The sequence below is a fragment of the Streptococcus sp. D2 genome (assembly GCF_006385825.1).
Lineage (GTDB): Bacteria > Bacillota > Bacilli > Lactobacillales > Streptococcaceae > Streptococcus > Streptococcus shenyangsis.
Genome location: NZ_VFSI01000004.1, coordinates 154,348 through 172,969 on the forward strand (window position 1 = coordinate 154,348; position 18,622 = coordinate 172,969).

Genomic DNA, 18,622 nt, shown 5'->3' on the forward strand with positions numbered 1-18,622 from the left:
ATAGCTTTTGAGAATTCAAAAGTGAAGAAAACATGAGTAAAGAAATGCTAGAGGCCTTCCGCATTTTGGAAGAAGACAAGGGAATCAAAAAAGAAGATATCATCGACGCAGTAGTAGAGTCGCTTCGTTCCGCTTATCGCAGACGCTATGGTCAATCAGACAGTGTAGCTATTGACTTCAACGAAAAAACAGGTGATTTTACCGTTTATACTGTCCGTGAAGTTGTAGATGAAGTATTTGATAGCCGTTTGGAAATCAGCTTGAAAGATGCTCTTGCCATTAATTCAGCCTATGAGCTTGGGGACAAAATCAAGTTTGAAGAAGCACCAGGTGAGTTTGGTCGTGTAGCAGCCCAATCTGCCAAACAAACCATCATGGAAAAAATGCGCAAGCAAACACGTGCCATCACTTACAATACTTACAAAGAGCATGAACAAGAAATCATGTCTGGTACAGTAGAACGCTTTGACAACCGCTTTATCTATGTCAACCTTGGTAGCATCGAAGCCCAATTGTCAAAACAAGACCAAATTCCTGGAGAAGTTTTTGCTTCTCATGATCGTATTGAAGTCTATGTTTACAAGGTTGAAGACAACCCTCGTGGTGTGAACGTCTTTGTTAGCCGTAGCCATCCAGAAATGATCAAACGTTTGATGGAACAAGAAATTCCTGAGGTCTATGACGGAACTGTTGAGATTATGAGCGTGGCTCGTGAAGCTGGCGACCGTACTAAGGTTGCAGTTCGTAGCCACAATCCAAACGTGGACGCTATTGGTACAATCGTTGGACGTGGTGGTGCTAACATCAAGAAAATTACTAGCAAATTCCACCCAGCTCGCTACGATGCTAAGAGCGATCGTATGGTTCCAATCGAAGAAAACATCGATGTTATCGAGTGGGTAGCAGATCCAGCTGAATTTATCTACAATGCCATTGCTCCTGCAGAGGTTGACCAAGTTATCTTTGACGAAAACGACAGCAAACGTGCTTTGGTGGTTGTTCCTGATAACAAGCTTTCTCTTGCCATTGGTCGTCGTGGACAAAACGTGCGCTTGGCGGCTCACTTGACTGGTTACCGTATCGATATCAAGTCTGCTAGCGAATTTGAAGCCATGGAAGAAGCTGGTTCGGTAGATTTGGAAGCAGAAAACGATACTGTAGAAGAATAAAAGCTGCTAGAGGAGGGAAAGATGAAAACGAGAAAAATCCCTTTGCGCAAGTCTGTCGTGTCCAATGAAGTGATTGATAAGCGGGATTTGCTCCGCATTGTCAAAAACAAGGAAGGACAAGTCTTTATCGATCCGACAGGCAAGGCCAATGGCCGTGGCGCTTATATCAAACTAGACAATGCAGAAGCCCTAGAGGCGAAAAAGAAGAAGGTCTTTAACCGCAGCTTTAGCATGGAAGTGGATGAAAGCTTTTATGACAAGTTGATCGCTTATGTGGATCACAAAGTGAAAAGAAGAGAGTTAGGACTTGAATAAGCAAAAGATAAGTAATCTCTTGGGACTCGCTCAGCGAGCAGGGCGGATCATATCGGGTGAAGAATTGGTGGTCAAGGCCATTCAAGACGGCAAGGCCAAGTTGGTCTTTCTAGCCCATGATGCTGGACCCAATCTGACCAAGAAGATTCAAGATAAAAGTCATTATTATCAAGTAGAAATTGTAACCGTGTTTTCAACACTGGAATTAAGCATAGCAGTCGGGAAATCGAGAAAGGTTTTGGCTGTGACAGATGCTGGATTTACAAAGAAAATGAGGTCTCTTATGGAATAGAAGAGGAGGACATGATTTGTCTAAGAAAAGATTGTACGAAATCGCAAAAGAACTTGGAAAAGAAAGTAAAGAAGTTGTAGCGCGTGCAAAAGAGTTGGGCTTGGATGTGAAAAGCCACTCATCAAGTGTGGAAGAAGCTGTCGCTGCAAAAATCGCTGCCAGCTTTAAGCCTGCAGCTGCTCCGAAAGCAGAAGCAAAACCTGCAGCACCAAAAGCAAGTGCAGAAAAGAAAGCCGAAAAATCTGAGCCAGCTAAACCAGCTGTAGCTAAGGAAGAGGCAAAACCTGCTGAGCCAGTCGCTCCGAAGGCAGACAAAGTAGCAGCTAAACCGCAAAGCCGTAATTTCAAGGCTGAGCGTGAAGCCCGTGCCAAAGAGCAGGCAGAACGACGCAAGCAAAATAAAGGCAATAACCGTGACCAACAACAAAACGGAAACCGTCAGAAAAACGACGGCCGTAATGGTGGAAAACAAGGTCAAGGAAACCGCGACAATCGTCGCTTTAATGACCAAGCTAAGAAACAGCAAGGTCAGCAAAATCGTGGAAACGATCGTCGTCAGCAAGAGGACAAACGTCCAAATCAAGCGGCTCCACGTGTTGACTTTAAAGCCCGTGCAGCGGCCCTAAAAGCAGAGCAAAATGCAGAATATGCCCGTTCAAGTGAGGAACGTTTCAAGCAGACTCAGGCTGCCAAAGAAGCCTTGGCCCAAGCTAACAAACGCAAGGAGCCAGAGGAAATCTTTGAAGAAGTGGCTAAGTTAGCTGAACAAGCGCAACAAGTTCAAGCAGTGCTTGAAACAGCTCCTGTAGCTAAAGAAGCACCAGTGGATACACGTCGTAAGAAGCAAGCTCGACCAGACAAAGAACGTGATGATTTCGATCACGAAGAAGATGGTCCTAGAAAACAACAAAAGAATCGAAGTAGTCAAAATCAAGTGAGAAATCAAAAGAATAGTAACTGGAATAACAACAAAAAGAACAAAAAAGGCAATAACAAGAACAACCGTAATCAGACTCCAAAACCTGTTACGGAGCGTAAATTCCATGAATTGCCAACAGAATTTGAATATACAGATGGTATGACTGTTGCGGAAATCGCAAAACGTATCAAACGTGAACCAGCTGAAATCGTTAAGAAACTCTTTATGATGGGTGTCATGGCCACACAAAACCAATCCTTGGATGGGGAAACAATTGAACTCCTCATGGTAGATTATGGTATCGAAGCCAAACAAAAGGTTGAAGTGGATAATGCCGACATCGAACGTTTCTTTGTCGAAGATGGTTATCTCAATGAAGATGAATTGGTTGAGCGTCCACCAGTTGTAACCATCATGGGACACGTTGACCACGGTAAAACAACACTTCTAGATACCCTTCGTAACTCTCGTGTTGCGACAGGTGAAGCAGGTGGTATCACGCAGCATATCGGTGCCTACCAAATCGTTGAAAATGGCAAGAAGATTACCTTCCTTGACACACCAGGACACGCGGCCTTTACATCTATGCGTGCACGTGGTGCTTCTGTTACCGATATTACGATCTTGGTCGTAGCGGCAGATGATGGTGTTATGCCTCAGACCATTGAAGCCATCAACCACTCAAAAGCGGCCAACGTTCCAATCATCGTAGCCATTAACAAGATTGATAAACCAGGTGCTAACCCAGAACGCGTTATCGGTGAATTGGCTGAGCATGGTGTTATGTCAACAGCTTGGGGTGGAGATTCTGAATTTGTTGAAATCTCAGCTAAATTCAACCAAAACATCGAAGAATTGTTGGAAACAGTCCTTCTTGTGGCTGAAATCCAAGAACTTAAGGCAGACCCAACAGTGCGTGCGATCGGTACAGTTATAGAAGCTCGCTTGGATAAAGGAAAAGGTGCGGTCGCAACCCTTCTTGTTCAACAAGGTACCTTGAATGTCCAAGACCCAATCGTTGTCGGAAATACCTTCGGTCGTGTCCGTGCTATGACCAACGACCTTGGTCGTCGTGTTAAGGTAGCAGGTCCATCAACACCAGTTTCAATCACAGGTTTGAATGAAGCGCCAATGGCAGGTGACCACTTTGCCGTTTATGAGGATGAAAAATCTGCGCGTGCAGCAGGTGAAGAGCGTGCCAAACGTGCCCTCATGAAACAACGTCAAGCTACACAACGTGTTAGCCTTGAAAATCTCTTTGATACCCTTAAAGCTGGTGAACTCAAGTCAGTTAACGTCATCATCAAGGCCGATGTACAAGGTTCTGTTGAAGCCCTTTCTGCCTCACTTCAAAAGATCGACGTGGAAGGTGTCAAAGTTACCATCGTTCACTCTGCGGTCGGTGCTATCAACGAATCAGACGTGACCCTTGCAGAAGCTTCAAATGCCTTTATCGTTGGTTTTAACGTACGTCCTACACCACAAGCTCGTCAACAAGCCGATGCTGACGATGTAGAAATCCGTCTCCACAGCATTATCTACAAAGTTATCGAAGAGATGGAAGAAGCTATGAAAGGGATGCTTGATCCGGAATTCGAAGAAAAAATCATCGGTGAAGCTCTTATCCGTGAGACCTTCAAGGTATCTAAAGTGGGAACTATCGGTGGATTTATGGTTATCAACGGTAAGGTTACCCGTGACTCTAAAGTCCGTGTTATCCGTGACGGTGTTGTTATCTATGACGGTGAACTCGCAAGCTTGAAACACTACAAAGACGACGTTAAAGAAGTTACAAACGGTCGTGAAGGTGGATTGATGATTGACGGTTATAATGATATCAAGATGGATGATGTTATTGAGGCTTATGTCATGGAAGAAATCAAGAGATAATAGAGAAACGATAGCTCATTTGACTCGTCGTCAACAGCGCCTTGATGAACCCTCAGTTCTATCTAAGGCTTGTTTCCTAGATTCAAATGGCTCTAGTTTCTCTATCTAATAGAAATAGCTAGGTCTGCTGGCCTAGCTTTTGGTTCAAAGTAGAGAAAGGAATATCATGGCAAATCATTTCCGTACGGATCGTGTGGGCATGGAAATCAAGCGTGAAGTCAATGAGATTTTGCAAAAGAAAGTCCGTGATCCGCGTGTCCAAGGGGTAACCATCACAGATGTTCAGATGCTAGGAGACTTGTCTGTTGCCAAGGTTTACTACACCATTTTGAGTAACCTTGCTTCGGATAATCAGAAAGCTCAAATCGGGCTTGAAAAAGCAACTGGGACCATCAAACGTGAACTTGGTTGCAATTTGAAATTATACAAAATCCCAGATTTGACCTTCGTCAAAGACGAGTCCATCGAGTATGGAAACAAGATTGACGAGATGCTACGCAATCTGGATAAAAACTAAAGAAGAGGGGTAACCCTCTTTTTTGGTGCTTGGATTCTTCTAGATATCAATAGCTGTATTTGTAATTGCAAAAAACAGTTTAAAAAATTTGTAAATACCTTATAGTATGATATGATAAAGTTTAATACGAATGATAAATGGAGATAGAGATGGGCAAACAAGAGTTAGCGATGCAAGTGCTGCAACAAGTGGTGAAATTACCCATGGTCAAAGTTGATCGAGAAAAATTTTTAGTTGACAAGTTTTCTAAAGAGTTAGATCGAAAGGATATTGCTACATTATTGGAAAAAGGTCCGACCTCTTTGTTAACAAAGGAAAATTTGGATCGAGTTGCTAAGACCTGTATTAAGGACAATGTTCTACGAGCAAGCGGGACTTCGATTTTGGCAGGTTTACCTGGTGGTATTGCCATGGCAATCACTATTCCAACAGATGTAGTTCAGTTTTATGCTTTTTCATTAAAGTTGGCCCAAGAACTAGGCTATATTTATGGATTTGATGATCTTTGGGAATCCCGTGATGAATTGAGCGAGGATGCTCAAAATACACTCTTGCTTTATCTCGGTGTCATGCTAGGGGTAAATGGAGCAGGGGCTTTACTTCGCTCTGGAGGTGTAACAGTTGCCAAGCATGTGATGAAGACGATTCCGCAGAAAGCTTTGACAAAGACACTTTGGTATCCTATTCTGGAAAAAGTTTTGAAAATTTTTGGAGTCAGCTTGACAAAGGGAGGCTTGGCTAAGGGAATGGGAAAAGTGATTCCTATTTTAGGAGGTGTCCTTTCTGGTGGCTTAACCTTTGCGACCATGAAGCCGATGGGGGAAAGACTGCAAAAGGAATTATCCAAATTAGTTAATTATAATGAAGGGCAGTATCAAATAGATATTGATACTATCCGAAAAGAAGCTGAAATCATCGAAGGTGAGTAATATGGGACTTATAAAAACTCTAGCTAAAACTTACGGGAATTACTTTTTGACCATGCAAGGTGTAAAAGTAATGAAAACGATAAAGAAAGATGACCATTCCGTTGTCGGTTTTGGGAAACTCTTTATTGCAGACAAGTTAATGGATACGGCTCGGTGGCTCATCAAGTCAGAGGATAAAAAATGAAATTTTTCTGGGGACTTCTTGCCATTATTTTTATCAAACCGATTATTGGAATTATGAAATTCCTGTGGATGATCATCTCTTTTGCAGTCCAATTGCTGTTTTACAAGCTATTATTTAAGATATTGGATTGGCTCTTTAAGCTTATTTAGATACTAATCCAAGTCGCAGATAACTAGCAGGAACTTTACTGCTAGTTTTTTAATCTCTTTCCTTGTGGTATAATAAAAGCAGTAAAATCATTTTAGAACATTCAATGGAGGTCGTCATGGATAATATCATCGATGTGTCAATTCCCGTTGCAGAAGTGGTGGACAAGCATCCAGAAGTCTTGGAAATCCTAGTGGAGCTGGGTTTTAAACCCCTTGCCAATCCTTTGATGCGCAACACAGTCGGTCGCAAAGTATCGCTTAAGCAGGGTTCTAAGCTTGAAGGAACTCCTATGGACAAGATTGTTCGCACTCTGGAAGCGAATGGCTACGAAGTGATTGGGTTAGACTAATGGCAGATGAACGGATTCATGTCCTACGGGATATTTTGTTAGAATTGCATAATGGCGCCTCTCCTGAATCAGTTCAGGGGCGCTTTGATGCGACTTTTACAGGTGTTTCAGCCATCGAGATTTCTCTCATGGAGCACGAGCTGATGAACTCAGACTCAGGTGTCACCTTTGAAGATGTTATGGAACTTTGTGATGTCCATGCCAATCTTTTTAAAAATGCTATCAAAGGTGTCGAAGTAGAGGATACTGAGCATCCAGGCCACCCAGTTCGGATTTTCAAAGAAGAAAATCTGGCTCTCCGTGCAGCTTTAATTCGCATTCGTAGATTGTTAGATACCTATGAGTCTATGGAAGATGAAGAAATGCTTGCGGAGATGCGAAAGGGTTTGGTGCGTCAGATGGGACTTTTGGGGCAATTTGACATCCACTACCAGCGTAAGGAAGAACTCTTCTTTCCTATCATGGAGCGCTATGGACACGACTCACCTCCTAAAGTTATGTGGGGAGTGGATGATCAGATCAGGGAACTCTTTCAAACAGTTTTAGCGACAGCCAACTCATTACCAGAAGTGTCGATTAGCACTGTAAAAGAAGCTTTTGAAGCTTTTGCGACAGAGTTTGAAAGTATGATTTTCAAGGAAGAGTCCATCCTTCTCATGATTCTCCTTGAGTCCTTTACTCAGGATGACTGGCTTCAGATTGCGGGGGAGAGCGATGCCTATGGTTATGCCATCATCCGCCCGTCTGAGAAATGGGTTCCAGAACGACAGAGCTTCGTTGAGGAAAAGAGTGCAGAGGAGCCCGTGCAACTAGATACAGCTGAAGGCCAAGTGCAACAAGTTATTGATACGCCAGAAGGGCAGTTTACCATTACCTTTACCCCTAAGGAAAAGGAAGCAGTGCTGGACCGCCATAGTCAACAGGCTTTTGGTAATGGCTATCTCTCAGTCGAGCAGGCCAATCTCATCCTCAATCATCTCCCTATGGAGATTACCTTTGTCAATAAAGATGATATTTTCCAGTATTACAATGACAATACACCAGCTGACGAGATGATTTTCAAACGGACACCGTCCCAAGTTGGGCGCAATGTTGAACTTTGCCATCCACCTAAGTACTTGGACAAGGTCAAGACCATCATGAAGGGACTTCGTGAGGGAAGCAAAGACAAGTATGAAATGTGGTTCAAGTCAGAGTCGCGAGGCAAGTTTGTCCACATCACTTATGCTGCAGTGCACGATGAAGAGGGAGAATTCCAAGGTGTGCTAGAATACGTTCAGGATATCCAGCCCTACCGTGAGATTGATACGGACTATTTCCGTGGATTAGAATAAGGAGAAAAAATGAGTTACGAACAAGAATTTATGAAGGAATTTGAAGCTTGGGTCAATACCCAAATCATGATTAACGACATGGCGCACAAGGAAAGTCAAAAAGTTTACGAAGAAGACCAGGACGAGCGTGCCAAAGATGCCATGATTCGCTACGAAAGTCGTTTGGATGCTTATCAGTTCTTGCTTGGTAAGTTTGAAAACTTCAAAGCAGGTAAGGGATTCCATGATTTACCAGAGGGATTGTTTGGTGAGCGGAATTATTAAATGAGATAGATTCTTGATTTTTTACTAAAATCTTGATAGAATATTTATATTAAATCCTTGTCAGAGCAGGGGTTTTTTATTGAAAGGATTTTATCATGTCAAAGAAACTCAATCGTAAAAAACAATTACGAAATAGCCTCCGTCGAGCAGGTGCCTTTTCAAGTACTGTGACTAAGGTTGTAGAAGAGACAAAGAAAGTCGTAAAACGTGCTGAGCAGTCAGCAAGCGAAGCTGGTAAGGCTGTTTCTAAAAAAGTTGAACAAGCAGTAGAAGCTACCAAAGAGCAAGCTCAAAAAGTAGCCAATTCTGTAGAAGATTTTGCAGCAAACTTGGGTGGACTTCCACTTGACCGTGCTAAAACCTTCTATGATGAAGGAATCAAGTCTGCTTCAGATTTCAAAAATTGGACTGAAAAAGAACTCCTTGCCTTGAAAGGAATCGGCCCAGCTACCATTAAGAAATTGAAAGAAAACGGCATCAAGTTCAAGTAATTTTTCTTGTTCCTTGCATTTCCGAAAAAATCTTGCTACAATAGAGCCATTAGAGGTGTTTTGAATCCCACATTTTACAGAAAGTGGCGGTGCTGAGAAGTCCACAAATGTGTCAAAACTAGTTGCTAATGGATGAAAAATTGAAATAAAAGTGTCTTTTTGTTTTAAAGACGAGAGTTGCGGGCCTTGCCCGAAATTGGGTGGTACCGCGGATAAATACATTCGTCCCTGTCATGTAGATGGCAGGGATGATTTTTTGTAGAAAGCGAGGTATAAGGATGACAAGAACTGAACTGCCAGAACGATTAGAAACCGAACGGCTTGTCTTACGCGTCCGTACGGTGGCGGATGCCGAAGATATTTATGCCTACGCTAGTCTCCCAGAGGTCGCCTACCCAGCAGGTTTTCTACCCGTCAAGACCTTGGAAGATGAGATTTACTATCTGGAGCATATTCTACCCGAGCGCAATCAAAAGGAAAATCTCCCAGCTGGCTACGGAATTGTCGTCAAAGGAACCGATAAAGTCATCGGCTCTGTTGATTTCAACCATCGGCACGAAGACAATGTACTGGAGATTGGCTATACCTTGCACCCAGACTATTGGGGACGAGGTTATGTACCAGAAGCAGCGCGAGCTTTGATTGACCTAGGCTTTAAAGAATTAGGTCTTCACAAGATTGAGCTAACTTGTTTTGGCTCCAATGTCCAAAGTCAACGAGTCGCAGAAAAGCTTAGATTTACCCTCGAAGCTCGAATAAGAGACAGAAAGGATGTTCAAAGAAACCGCTGTGACAGTCTGATATATGGTTTGCTGAAAAGTGAGTGGGAGGTGATTTGATGCATCTTTTCATCATTGGGGCTCCGGCTTCTGGGAAAATGACCATTGGTCAAGAACTATCTCGACTGACGGATTCTACCCTCTTTTATAACCATCAAGCCATCGATTTTGCACTAGAAATCTATCAGGACTTTACAGAGGAAATGTGGGAATTTGTTCGTGGGATCACCTTTTCTTTTCTTGGAACAAGTGCAAGAAATCAGCGATCAGTAATTTTAACAGACGTAATTGATTTTTCAAATCAGTACCAGCTGCTGTATTTGAAGCAAATTCAGGATTTGTTGGATGACTATCATCAAGAGATTCTTTTTGTGGAGTTGGAAACAAGTCTTGAGGAGCGCTTACATCGAAATCGAACGGAGAATCGATTAAAGCACAAACCCTTAAAACGACATATTGAGGTATCTGAAAGAGAAATTTTAGAGACCGCTGAAACACTTCAATTAAATTCCCAACATCAACCGAATGAGTTGTACCACTACCTTAAAATAAATAATACGAATTTGTCTGCAGAAGAAGCTGCTAAGCAAATTCAAAATAAAATGAACAAAATAGAGAAAGGACAAACACATGTCTAAAGAACTTTCACCTAAATACAATCCAGCCGAGGTTGAGGCTGGTCGTTACCAAAAATGGCTTGACGAAGATGTTTTCAAGCCTTCAGGAGATCAAAAGGCTAAGCCTTATTCAATCGTGATTCCACCACCAAACGTAACTGGGAAACTCCACCTTGGTCACGCTTGGGATACAACGTTGCAAGATATCATTATCCGTCAAAAACGCATGCAAGGTTTTGATACGCTTTGGCTTCCTGGTATGGACCACGCTGGGATTGCGACTCAGGCTAAGGTTGAGGAGCGCTTACGTGGTGAGGGTATTACGCGTTATGACCTAGGTCGTGAAAAATTCCTCGACAAGGTCTGGGAATGGAAAGACGAATATGCCACTACTATCAAGGAACAATGGGGCAAGATGGGGCTCTCTGTAGACTACTCTCGTGAGCGTTTCACTCTTGACGAAGGTTTGTCAAAAGCTGTTCGTAAGGTCTTTGTGGACCTTTACAAGAAAGGTTGGATCTATCGTGGTGAATTCATCATCAACTGGGACCCAGCAGCTCGCACTGCCCTTTCTGATATCGAAGTTATCCATAAGGATGTGGAAGGTGCCTTCTACCACATGAACTACATGCTGGAAGATGGCTCACGCGCTCTTGAAGTGGCGACAACTCGTCCTGAGACTATGTTTGGGGACGTTGCCGTTGCGGTCAATCCAGAAGACCCACGCTACAAGGACTTGATCGATAAAAACGTCATCCTTCCAATTGCTAATAAACTCATCCCAATCGTTGGAGATGAGCATGCTGATCCTGAGTTTGGTACAGGTGTCGTGAAAATCACACCTGCCCATGATCCAAACGACTTCTTGGTTGGTCAACGCCATAACTTGCCACAAGTCAACGTCATGAACGATGACGGAACTATGAATGACTTGGCCTTTGAATTTGCAGGCATGGACCGTTTTGAAGCTCGTAAGGCGGTCGTTGCTAAGCTGGAAGAAATCGGTGCCCTCGTTAAAATCGAAAAACGTGTCCACAGTGTTGGTCACTCAGAACGTACAGGTGTTGTGGTCGAACCACGCTTGTCAACGCAATGGTTCGTCAAGATGGACCAATTGGCCAAGAATGCTATTGCCAACCAAGACACAGAGGACAAGGTCGAATTCTACCCACCTCGTTTCAACGATACTTTCCTTCAATGGATGGAAAATGTCCACGACTGGGTAATCTCTCGTCAGCTCTGGTGGGGTCACCAAATCCCTGCTTGGTACAATGCTGAGGGTGAAATGTATGTCGGTGAAGAAGCGCCAGAAGGTGACGGATGGACTCAGGACGAAGATGTATTGGATACTTGGTTTAGTTCTGCCCTTTGGCCATTCTCAACCATGGGCTGGCCTGATGTCGACTCAGCAGACTTCAAACGTTATTATCCAACATCAACTTTGGTGACTGGTTATGATATTATCCCGTTCTGGGTATCTCGAATGATTTTCCAAGGTTTGGAATTTACTGGCAAGTCGCCATTCAAAAATGCCTTGATTCATGGTCTCATTCGTGATGAGGAAGGCCGTAAGATGTCGAAATCTCTCGGTAACGGGATTGATCCAATGGATGTTATTGATAAGTACGGAACAGATAGCCTTCGTTGGTTCCTTTCAAACGGTTCTGCACCAGGGCAAGACGTCCGCTTCTCTTACGAGAAAATGGATGCTTCATGGAACTTCATTAACAAGATCTGGAACATCTCTCGCTACATCCTCATGAACAATGAAGGCTTGACTCTTGAGCAAGCAACTGCCAATGTGGAAAAAGTTGTTAACAAGGAAGCTGGAAACGTTACAGACCGCTGGATTCTCCACAACCTCAATGAAACCATCGGAAAAGCTACTGCTAACTTTGATAAGTTTGAGTTTGGTGTGGCTGGCCACATCCTCTACAACTTCATCTGGGATGAGTTTGCGGACTGGTACGTTGAATTGACCAAGGAAGTCCTTTATAGCGATAACGAAGAAGAGAAAGTCATCACACGTTCTGTTCTCCTTTACACTCTGGACAAGATCCTTCGTCTCCTTCACCCAATCATGCCATTTGTGACAGAGGAAATCTTTGGACAAATCTCAGAAGGCTCTATCGTGACAGCAGAATACCCAACTGTTAACCCAGCCTTTGAAGACTTGGCTGCTCACACAGGTGTGGAAAGCCTCAAAGACTTGATTCGTGCTGTTCGTAATGCGCGTGCAGAAGTAAATGTAGCACCAAGCAAGCCAATTACCATCCTTGTTAAGACAAGCGATAGCGACTTGGAAGCCTTCTTTAACAGCAATGTCAACTATATCAAACGCTTCACAAATCCAGAACACTTGGAAATCGCATCAACTATTCCTGCACCTGAACTTGCTATGTCAAGCGTCATCACAGGAGCAGAAATCTACTTGCCACTGGCAGACCTCCTCAATGTCGAAGAAGAACTGGCTCGTCTCGACAAGGAACTCGCTAAATGGCAAAAAGAATTGGATATGGTCGGCAAGAAGCTCTCTAACGAACGCTTCGTAGCCAATGCCAAACCAGAAGTCGTCCAAAAAGAACGCGACAAACAAGCCGACTACCAAGCTAAATACGATGCGACCGTAGCACGTATCGATGAGATGAAGAAACTCGTTAAATAAACACAGAAACACGGTGATGAGCCGTGTTTTTTTGGTATAATGGAAACTGAGAATATTTTTTGAAAAGGGTAAGAAATGATAGAAGTTGTAGATTTATTTTCTGGTGCTGGAGGATTGACTTTTGGCTTTCAGAATACAATTAAAAATAATAAATTTGTTTCCCGAAATGACTTTAACATTAGATTTGCAAATGAATTCAATCATGATGCAGCAGAAGCTTTCAGACAAAATTATCCTAGAGTTACTATGATTGAGGAAGACATTGCTAATATAGATGAACAATTTTTAAAATCCAAAGGAATCAGTTCAAAAAGAGTTGATATAGTTATTGGTGGCCCACCTTGTCAGTCCTTTAGTACGGTTGGCAAGAGACAGTATGATAAGAGAGCAAAAATGTATCGTGAATATAGAAGGATACTTTCATTTATCCAACCTAAAATGTTTGTTTTTGAAAATGTTTATGGTTTGCTAACCATGAAAAACGAGCAAAATGGCCCAATTATTCGAAATGTAAAAGAAAGTTTTAAAGATTTATCTAGCTTTGGAGATGTTCATGGATATAGCGTTTATACAGAATTACTTAATGCTAAGGATTACGGTGTTCCACAAAATAGAGAACGCGTCTTTTTGATTGGTGTAAGAAATGATTTAAATATTGAGTTTGAATGGAGTTTTCCAGAAAAGTGTACTTCTGAAAATCCCTTCAATTTAAGAGATGCTATTGGAGATTTACCTAGTTTAGGAAATAATGACAGAGCGGACCAATATGTGGAAGATCCGCAAACAGATTATCAAATTTTAATGAGAGGTAATCAAGATCAATTATTTAATCATGTAAGTCGTAATCATGGACAAAGATTGCAGAAAATTATAGCTGCACTTAAGGAAGGACAAGGTAAGAATGATATAAATAGAATGGTAGAAGATGGTATTTTAGATAAAGATTTATACCTGACTTCTGGCTATAACAATACTTACGGTAGATTGTGGTGGGATAGACCTTCTACTACCATTACAAATAATTTATCAACACCATCTTCTCTTCGTTGCATTCATCCTGAACAAAACAGAGCCTTGACGGCTAGAGAAGGGGCAAGAATTCAATCTTTTCCAGATAATTATAAATTTGTAGGTGGATTGCAAGCTATCAATACTCAAATTGGAAATGCTGTGCCTCCTATTTTGAGTATTCATCTGGCTAATAGAATAAAAAATTTTTTCAAGGAAAATAAATTATAAAGGCGTTTAATTATGATAGAAACTAATAGTATCCCATTCAACTTCTCTTATTTTGCTTTAAACTTGTTAGGAAAGCAAATGTATACTAATAATTGGAGTGCAATATCTGAATTAATAGCTAATGGTTTAGATGCTGGTGCAACAAATGTTAAGCTCTATATAGAATCTATCGATAAAGAGAATTCGATATTAGAAATTTTAGATAATGGTAGTGGAATGAGCTATGAAGATTTATCCACTAAATACGCCTTGATTGGTAGAAATAGACGTATATCAAACGAAGAATTCTCCGAGAAGACAAAGGGAAGAAAAGGTATAGGAAAATTAGCAACATTATTTTTGTCAAAAAAATATTATATAGTTTCTAAGAAGGGAGGAGATGAAACAGCTTGGATGTTAGACTCCACAAATGCATCTGATAGTGATATTCCTGAATTAATTCGTGTTGATATTAATGATGTATCTATTGAAAATAAAAGTGTTTGGGATTCGTTTGAGTCAGGAACTTTGATAAAATCAGTAGGAGTTAATTTATCTGGATTTGCAGAGGGAAAGTTAGATTCTTTGAAGATGACTTTGGCTAATTATTATTTGTTAAACAATATTGGTGCAGTTATCGAAGTGGCGTACAAGACTAGAGTAAAACAGAAGATAGAATTTTCAAAAGTTTCTAAAGTAATTGGATTTAAAAATTTGTATGCTTTTTTTCAAACTTCTGAAGGTATCGTTGAAAATAAATTGCTAAATGACTCAGTGAAAATAAATGCAGATTTAGAGCAAGTATCCAACAAATTACGTAAGGTAAAAAAATTAAATCCATCAGACATTACTAAAATAAATTTGAAAGGGAAAAGGAAGTTTTTAACTTTACAAGGAGATGCAAAGGAATTTAATTATGAATTGACTGGTTGGATAGGGATTCACAGTACAATTAATATGGTGGAAGCGTCTGAAAATACAAAAAACGATCCCAATAATAGATTTATAAGAAATACTGTTTATAAGGCTAATCAGCTAAGACTGTATGTTAGAGATAAATTAGCAGTGTCAGATTTTATGCCACAATTAAATAATACTCAAGCATTTAGTAATTATATAGAAGGGGAAATCTCATTTGATATTTTAGACAATGATTACTTGGAGGATATTTCAACTTCAAATCGTGAAGGATTATCAGGAAATGATGAGAGGATAACTTTATTGATTGAACTGTTAAAACCAATTGTTAATAAGTTGATAAGTGAACGTGTTAGTATTGGTGGTGTAGTTCGCAAAGAAGTGGAAAAAATTCGACAAGAAGAAAAGAAGAAATTAGAAAGAAAAGAACAACTTGCAGAGGAAAAAAGAAAGCAAGCAGAAGAAAATAAAAAAATTGCAGAACAGCAACGTAAGGAGGCTGAGTTAGCCCAAAAATTAGCAGAGATAAAACAAAAGGAAGCAGAAATAGCTAGAGACGTAGCAGAGGAGGAAAGTAAAAGAAAGGATGTTTTAATTGGAAGCAATAATTCTGCGCAACAAAATTTGTTGGCTCATGAATTAACTGGAGTGTATAAAAACATAGATTCAGTAAATAAAAAAATTGTTGCAGATTTTAAATCGACAGATGATTTTGAACGAGTGAGCGAGTATGTTGTTAGTCTAAAAAAATCTTCTGGAAAATTATTTACAATAAAAAATCAAGTACTCAAATTAAATACTTCTGAAGTAAAAGGAAGGAAATACATTAATGTCAAAAGTTATATAAAGAGTTACTTAAACAGTCTTTCTTATAAAAATTTAGAGATTATAATTGATTTTTCAAATAATCCTCATACTTCCAGAGTACATATTTTTGATTTAGGTATGATACTAGATAATTTTATTATAAATGCTATGGATCAACTAGCAGATAAAATTATATTTAAATTCATCGATGAAGAAAATAAATTAGTTATATCTTCTAATAAGCCATTATCTTCTGAAATAGTCAATAAGGACGATATTTTTAGATTAGGATTTACTACTAAAGAGAATGGAACAGGAGTTGGGATGTATATAATTAAACAAACTTGTAAAAAATTTAAATGGGAAATTAATGTGGTTTCAAATACGGAAGAAACAAGCTTTATAATTGAATTAGGTGATAATTAGAAAATGCGTAGAGATATTAGTATTATTTGGTTAGAAGATGAGATGGAAGATGCTTTTCACGATTATTTAAAAATAGTAAAAAAAGCTATAGAAGATAAAGGTTATCAATTATTAGGAGATAATTGTCATTTATGTGAAAGTATTGGAGATGCCAGAAAAGTTTTGGATGATACTTCTAAAAGAATCGATTTCTTTATATCCGATTTTAATTTAGGAGAAGAATATGAGAATGGTATTGATAATGGTATTGAATTTTTAAACGATGTAAGAAGTCGAGAAAAATATAAGCAATTTTTTATTCTTTATTCAAAAAATTATGATGAGATAAAGGAGACAGTAATAACAAAAATTAATGAGGAAGATAATCTAGGATTATTAAATAATACTATGATTATCAACTTATCCTCTCCCAGCGATGAAGTAATTGAACGTGAATTTCAGAAAGCCATTGAAATTAGTCTATCAAAGTGGGATGAACTAAATGCTCTTAGAGGAGAGTATATGAGTGAAAATGCTGAGATAGAATATGAGTTAAAAAAAATATTAAATGTTGACTTAACAGATTCTAGAAATTATAAATCTCTCTATAGAGATTTTAAAAATAATCATCTTAGTAAACGTGATATAACCCACAACACATCATTATTAAATGATTGGATGCAAATGATAGATAAACGTAATTCATTAGCTCATTCTAAAGAAGAATTTAATGATGTAAAAGGCTATGTAATATCAAACATCGATGATAAAAGTATACAAATTGTAGAAGAGAAAATTAACGAAGAGAGAAAATCATTGATACATCTATCAGAACAAGTGAAAGCATTAATAAGAGCAAAACCAAAAAGAATAATCAATAACAAACATTGATGATGAAAGTACCTAATTGTATAAGAGGAAATTGTTGATAAATCCACAGGAGTAAGTAAAAACATAGGGACAAAAAGATATTTTAATATCCAATAAAAAGATAAAATACAATTATTTACAATTATCAAAATACTACTAATATAACTAACATTTTAGAAAGCAGCTTACTACACAACAAACCCTCTACGTTAGAACCGACCTGATAAGTACAACATTGCAGCATTCTCCTCAGGTGTTGGGGGAATTGAGTTTGGATTTGAACAGACCAACGAGTTCAGAGTGGTGTATACCAATGAATTTGATAAGTATGTGCGCAAGATTTATTCGTTTAATCAAACCATTCGTCCAACGGACATTTCAGATGAGTGCATGGAATCTTGAATACAACTTTTTCATTATGTCTCTTCATAGCACTTATTGTGAAGGATTTTTATAATTTACGCCAATTCCATACCCATTTCACCATTTACCGATGACACAGAAAAACAATTGAAAGGAACTTTCTATGCAACCAACTTACAACATTGACAACCCAAACTTGTCTTATGAAGCTAAACGTGATTTATGGCGGATAGGTTTTGGTCTGCAGAAAGTTGACAATCTAGTGCCATCAGCTTATATGGAATCTTTGGCTGAGAAACAGGCTCGGGGTGAACTGACTTATGAGCAGGTTTATGAGGATGCAACGGCTTATCACCATACTATTGATGCAAGTACGGAAGAGGCAGACTTGGTTTCTCTACGTATTGTAGAACTATTGTCTCGAAGAGGCTTTAGCTTCAGTCCTGCGACCTTACTTGCTATTCATAAGGAGTTGTTTCAAGATATATTTGAACCCTCTATTCCGGTGGGGCAATTTCGTCAGACCAATATCACAAAGAATGAACCTGTTTTGAATGGTGAAAGTGTTGTCTACTCTGATTACTCCATGATTCAAATGACCTTGGATTATGATTTTAATCAGGAAAAACAAGTTGCATATGCGACACTAACTCAGGCGGATGTGGTTAAACAAATCCAGCATTTTATTTCAGGAATCTGGCAGATTCATCCATTTCGTGAAGGAAACACTCGGACGGTAACGGTATTTTTGATTCAGTATCTTCGTGAGTTTGGTTTTAATATTGATAATACACCGTTTCAGCAACATGCCAAGTATTTTCGTGATGCCTTGGTATTAGATAATGCAAAGATTTTACAGAGACGTCCTGAGTTTTTAACAGCTTTTTTTGAAAATCTCTTGCTTAGTGGTCAAAACGATCTGTCTTCAGAAAAAATGTATCTAGATTTAGACATCGATCTTTCATAATCCTAATACTGAGTAAACATTGAATTTTAGGAAAAAATGAAGTAAATATTCTCACAAGAAAACGTATATCATCAAAGTTTCAGTGAACTGCACCCCAAAAGTTAGACAGAAAAAATCTAACTTTTGGGGTGTTTTTATTATGAAATTAACTTATGATGATAAAGTTCAGATCTATGAACTTAGAAAACAAGGATATAGCTTAGAGAAGCT

18 protein-coding genes and 2 pseudogenes are annotated in these 18,622 nt (G+C 39.6%); all 20 read left to right on the forward strand.

Annotated elements, in window-relative coordinates:
- The first annotated feature begins 32 nt into the window (after positions 1-32).
- On the forward strand, positions 33-1,169 hold the full coding sequence (gene nusA, locus FJR73_RS03885; RefSeq protein ID WP_000032290.1) for a transcription termination factor NusA: 1,137 nt from the start codon (positions 33-35) through the stop codon (positions 1,167-1,169).
- A 21-nt stretch (positions 1,170-1,190) separates the two neighbouring features.
- Positions 1,191-1,484, forward strand: a complete 294-nt coding sequence (gene rnpM, locus FJR73_RS03890; protein ID WP_140833425.1) for an RNase P modulator RnpM — start codon at positions 1,191-1,193, stop codon at positions 1,482-1,484.
- Complete coding sequence (locus FJR73_RS03895) at positions 1,477-1,776, forward strand: YlxQ-related RNA-binding protein (RefSeq protein ID WP_001041390.1); 300 nt, start codon at positions 1,477-1,479, stop codon at positions 1,774-1,776. The genes rnpM and FJR73_RS03895 overlap by 8 nt, the downstream gene beginning before the upstream one ends.
- Positions 1,777-1,792: 16 nt before the next feature.
- Positions 1,793-4,585 carry a translation initiation factor IF-2 gene (infB, locus tag FJR73_RS03900; RefSeq protein WP_140833427.1) on the forward strand — a complete coding sequence of 931 codons (2,793 nt, stop codon included), beginning with the start codon at positions 1,793-1,795 and terminating at the stop codon, positions 4,583-4,585.
- A gap of 166 nt (positions 4,586-4,751) precedes the next feature.
- Complete coding sequence (gene rbfA / locus FJR73_RS03905) at positions 4,752-5,102, forward strand: 30S ribosome-binding factor RbfA (protein WP_140833429.1); 351 nt, start codon at positions 4,752-4,754, stop codon at positions 5,100-5,102.
- Between the two features lie 149 nt (positions 5,103-5,251).
- Complete coding sequence (locus FJR73_RS03910; RefSeq protein WP_140833431.1) at positions 5,252-6,031, forward strand: hypothetical protein; 780 nt, start codon at positions 5,252-5,254, stop codon at positions 6,029-6,031.
- Position 6,032: 1 nt separating this feature from the next.
- The gene (locus FJR73_RS03915) at positions 6,033-6,215 is read left to right on the forward strand and encodes a hypothetical protein (RefSeq protein WP_140833433.1); all 183 of its coding nucleotides are present in this window, start codon (positions 6,033-6,035) and stop codon (positions 6,213-6,215) included.
- Positions 6,216-6,480: 265 nt separating this feature from the next.
- Entirely contained in the window at positions 6,481-6,714 is a 234-nt protein-coding gene (locus FJR73_RS03920) for a DUF1858 domain-containing protein (protein ID WP_000368739.1), read from the forward strand.
- Complete coding sequence (locus FJR73_RS03925; protein WP_140833435.1) at positions 6,714-8,048, forward strand: DUF438 domain-containing protein; 1,335 nt, start codon at positions 6,714-6,716, stop codon at positions 8,046-8,048. Before FJR73_RS03920 ends, FJR73_RS03925 begins: the two co-directional genes overlap by 1 nt.
- A gap of 9 nt (positions 8,049-8,057) precedes the next feature.
- Entirely contained in the window at positions 8,058-8,312 is a 255-nt protein-coding gene (locus tag FJR73_RS03930) for a DUF1912 family protein (protein ID WP_000119707.1), read from the forward strand.
- Between the two features lie 95 nt (positions 8,313-8,407).
- The gene (locus tag FJR73_RS03935; RefSeq protein WP_000038631.1) at positions 8,408-8,803 is read left to right on the forward strand and encodes a helix-hairpin-helix domain-containing protein; all 396 of its coding nucleotides are present in this window, start codon (positions 8,408-8,410) and stop codon (positions 8,801-8,803) included.
- Positions 8,804-9,081: 278 nt separating this feature from the next.
- On the forward strand, positions 9,082-9,642 hold the full coding sequence (locus FJR73_RS03940) for a GNAT family N-acetyltransferase (protein WP_140833438.1): 561 nt from the start codon (positions 9,082-9,084) through the stop codon (positions 9,640-9,642).
- Positions 9,642-10,220 carry an AAA family ATPase gene (locus FJR73_RS03945; protein ID WP_140833440.1) on the forward strand — a complete coding sequence of 193 codons (579 nt, stop codon included), beginning with the start codon at positions 9,642-9,644 and terminating at the stop codon, positions 10,218-10,220. The genes FJR73_RS03940 and FJR73_RS03945 overlap by 1 nt, the downstream gene beginning before the upstream one ends.
- Positions 10,213-12,864: a valine--tRNA ligase gene (locus FJR73_RS03950; protein ID WP_140833442.1), complete on the forward strand. Its 2,652-nt coding sequence runs from the start codon at positions 10,213-10,215 to the stop codon at positions 12,862-12,864. The genes FJR73_RS03945 and FJR73_RS03950 overlap by 8 nt, the downstream gene beginning before the upstream one ends.
- Positions 12,865-12,939: 75 nt before the next feature.
- Positions 12,940-14,103, forward strand: a complete 1,164-nt coding sequence (locus tag FJR73_RS03955) for a DNA cytosine methyltransferase (RefSeq protein ID WP_140833444.1) — start codon at positions 12,940-12,942, stop codon at positions 14,101-14,103.
- A 12-nt stretch (positions 14,104-14,115) separates the two neighbouring features.
- The gene (locus FJR73_RS03960) at positions 14,116-16,233 is read left to right on the forward strand and encodes an ATP-binding protein (RefSeq protein ID WP_140833446.1); all 2,118 of its coding nucleotides are present in this window, start codon (positions 14,116-14,118) and stop codon (positions 16,231-16,233) included.
- 3 nt (positions 16,234-16,236) lie between these two features.
- On the forward strand, positions 16,237-17,103 hold the full coding sequence (locus tag FJR73_RS03965; RefSeq protein WP_140833448.1) for a hypothetical protein: 867 nt from the start codon (positions 16,237-16,239) through the stop codon (positions 17,101-17,103).
- A 213-nt stretch (positions 17,104-17,316) separates the two neighbouring features.
- A pseudogene (locus FJR73_RS03970) lies at positions 17,317-17,466 on the forward strand (DNA cytosine methyltransferase); the annotation flags it as partial.
- Between the two features lie 142 nt (positions 17,467-17,608).
- The gene (locus tag FJR73_RS03975) at positions 17,609-18,412 is read left to right on the forward strand and encodes a Fic/DOC family protein (protein WP_140833450.1); all 804 of its coding nucleotides are present in this window, start codon (positions 17,609-17,611) and stop codon (positions 18,410-18,412) included.
- Positions 18,413-18,551: 139 nt separating this feature from the next.
- Positions 18,552-18,622: pseudogene (locus FJR73_RS03985) on the forward strand (transposase); the annotation flags it as partial.

Bases quoted from the DNA above. Each gene is read 5' to 3' on its own strand.
- FJR73_RS03955 (WP_140833444.1), top strand. From the start codon at position 12,940: ATGATAGAAGTTGTAGATTTATTTTCTGGTGCTGGAGGATTGACTTTT.
- FJR73_RS03965 (WP_140833448.1), top strand. From the start codon at position 16,237: ATGCGTAGAGATATTAGTATTATTTGGTTAGAAGATGAGATGGAAGAT.
- FJR73_RS03975 (WP_140833450.1), top strand. From the start codon at position 17,609: ATGCAACCAACTTACAACATTGACAACCCAAACTTGTCTTATGAAGCT.
- FJR73_RS03930 (WP_000119707.1), top strand. From the start codon at position 8,058: ATGAGTTACGAACAAGAATTTATGAAGGAATTTGAAGCTTGGGTCAAT.
- rbfA (WP_140833429.1), top strand. From the start codon at position 4,752: ATGGCAAATCATTTCCGTACGGATCGTGTGGGCATGGAAATCAAGCGT.
- FJR73_RS03960 (WP_140833446.1), top strand. From the start codon at position 14,116: ATGATAGAAACTAATAGTATCCCATTCAACTTCTCTTATTTTGCTTTA.
- FJR73_RS03950 (WP_140833442.1), top strand. From the start codon at position 10,213: ATGTCTAAAGAACTTTCACCTAAATACAATCCAGCCGAGGTTGAGGCT.
- FJR73_RS03925 (WP_140833435.1), top strand. From the start codon at position 6,714: ATGGCAGATGAACGGATTCATGTCCTACGGGATATTTTGTTAGAATTG.
- nusA (WP_000032290.1), top strand. From the start codon at position 33: ATGAGTAAAGAAATGCTAGAGGCCTTCCGCATTTTGGAAGAAGACAAG.
- FJR73_RS03920 (WP_000368739.1), top strand. From the start codon at position 6,481: ATGGATAATATCATCGATGTGTCAATTCCCGTTGCAGAAGTGGTGGAC.
- FJR73_RS03915 (WP_140833433.1), top strand. From the start codon at position 6,033: ATGGGACTTATAAAAACTCTAGCTAAAACTTACGGGAATTACTTTTTG.
- FJR73_RS03935 (WP_000038631.1), top strand. From the start codon at position 8,408: ATGTCAAAGAAACTCAATCGTAAAAAACAATTACGAAATAGCCTCCGT.
- rnpM (WP_140833425.1), top strand. From the start codon at position 1,191: ATGAAAACGAGAAAAATCCCTTTGCGCAAGTCTGTCGTGTCCAATGAA.
- FJR73_RS03940 (WP_140833438.1), top strand. From the start codon at position 9,082: ATGACAAGAACTGAACTGCCAGAACGATTAGAAACCGAACGGCTTGTC.
- FJR73_RS03945 (WP_140833440.1), top strand. From the start codon at position 9,642: ATGCATCTTTTCATCATTGGGGCTCCGGCTTCTGGGAAAATGACCATT.
- FJR73_RS03910 (WP_140833431.1), top strand. From the start codon at position 5,252: ATGGGCAAACAAGAGTTAGCGATGCAAGTGCTGCAACAAGTGGTGAAA.